Source organism: Halorussus litoreus (assembly GCF_003382685.1).
In the GTDB taxonomy this organism is placed as follows: Archaea; Halobacteriota; Halobacteria; order Halobacteriales; family Haladaptataceae; genus Halorussus; species Halorussus litoreus.
The window spans coordinates 1-1,495 of record NZ_QLVG01000096.1 but is presented as its reverse complement, the minus strand read 5'-3'; the positions used below and the strand labels follow the sequence as shown (position 1 = coordinate 1,495).

The following is a 1,495-nucleotide window of genomic DNA, read 5'->3' as shown; positions in this document are numbered from 1 at the left end:
CGCGACCGCGATGGGGATCCCGTGAACGACGAGGAGTCGCTGGTCCGGTTCCCCGACGGCGAGAGCGAGAGCGATTCGCCGCGTTGCTCGCACGCCACGATGGGAATGTTCTCGAGGTGCGGGTCCACCTCGCGGAGCAGCTTCCGATACTCGATCACGAGGTCCACTGCGTCGGCGGCGACCTCGGCCGTCGGGAACGACTTGCCCCTCACGGGGACCGGTCGCTTGCCCGAGAGCGGGCAGACGACCGCGAACTCGCCGTCGGCGTCGGTCATGTCGTCGATTTCTCGATGGAGGACTTCGAGGCGGTCGGTCATGGGGACTCGACTGCGACAGGTCACACCAGCCGGTAAGTAGTTTCGGAACGCGCATCGGCCGCGGAAGTGATAGGACAGCGGTCGGTCAGGAACGAGAGTTCAGGTCGTTCAGAGCTTCGAGTCGAGTTGGCGCTCGACCGCGTCGTCGGGCAGCGGTTCGCCGTCCCGTCGGACGTGGACCAGCGGCGCGTTGTCCATCCGCAGCCACTCGCGCTCGCCGTCGCCCGAGAGCATCACCGAGCGCGAACTCCGCGGGAGGCCGTTCCGGCGCTGGCCCGCGGCGCGCTCGCGGGTCGAGACGAGCGTCAGCGACTCGCCCGAGAGTTCGTACACGGCGAGGCGGTGCTCGGGCAGGTCGGGGTCGGACTCGCGGAGCGCGTCGCGGTACGACCGCGCGAGGTCGGCGGCCTCGCTGGCGGCCGCTTCGGAGGGGAACCGTCTGCTGGTCAGCGGCGCGGGGCTGTCGTCCGTCTCGGCGCACGCGACGTAGAAGTCGCCGTCGTCGCGGGCCAGATCGGCGATTTGCTGGCGGATACTGGAGAGGAAGTCGGCCATGATTTAGGCTGGCCTAATCTAAGTTAGGTGGGCCTAAAAGGACTTTCGATAGGCGCGACTGATGGCTCTCGGGTCGGTGAAGTCGAGCGACTGCTCCGACAGAATTTCTACCTCCAGTACTTCTCGACCAGTCCGACCAGTTCGTCTCTCTCGACGGCCTCTTCGATGCGCTCGACGCGCTCGCCCTCGGCGTACACGTCGACCGTCGGGGTTCCCTCGACGCCCTGCTCCCGCGCGAGTCGCTGGTGGTGGACCACGTTCACCTTCGCTACCGCGGCGACCGTCTCGCTCGCAACTGTCTCTACGATGGGATGGAGGCGCTGGCCGGCACCGCGGTCGGCGTAGTAGTGGACCACCACCACGTCGTGGGCCGCCACGGTGTCCGCGAAGTTCTGGGAGCCGTCGACGTACACCGGTGCGGAGGGCGCGCCGAGGCCGTGTTCCTGGACGAGCCTGCGTTTCTTGCGCTCACGCACCGCCGCGAGGTCCTCGTCGTCGTTCATTTACGCGGATGGTGGAGAGCAGGCGACTTAGTTCTGCAGCTCTCTTCTCAGCTCCGATAATTTCGGCATCTCGGTCCCCCGTCGGCCGGTCGCGCGGCGGCGCGAAATCGCGCCGCCGCG

Annotated in this window: 3 protein-coding genes; all 3 read right to left on the bottom strand. The window is 67.5% G+C overall.

From position 1 onward, the window contains the following. Positions 1-317: DUF7552 domain-containing protein (locus DPQ64_RS18430; protein WP_198662207.1), on the bottom strand; the 317-nt coding region annotated here is incomplete at its 3' end. Between the two features lie 108 nt (positions 318-425). Then, positions 426-872 carry a DUF7552 domain-containing protein gene (locus DPQ64_RS18425; RefSeq protein WP_115865747.1) on the bottom strand — a complete coding sequence of 149 codons (447 nt, stop codon included), beginning with the start codon at positions 870-872 and terminating at the stop codon, positions 426-428. Between the two features lie 107 nt (positions 873-979). Continuing rightward, positions 980-1,375, bottom strand: coding sequence for a thioredoxin domain-containing protein (locus DPQ64_RS18420; RefSeq protein WP_115865746.1), 396 nt, complete (start codon positions 1,373-1,375; stop codon positions 980-982). Positions 1,376-1,495: the final 120 nt, after the last annotated feature.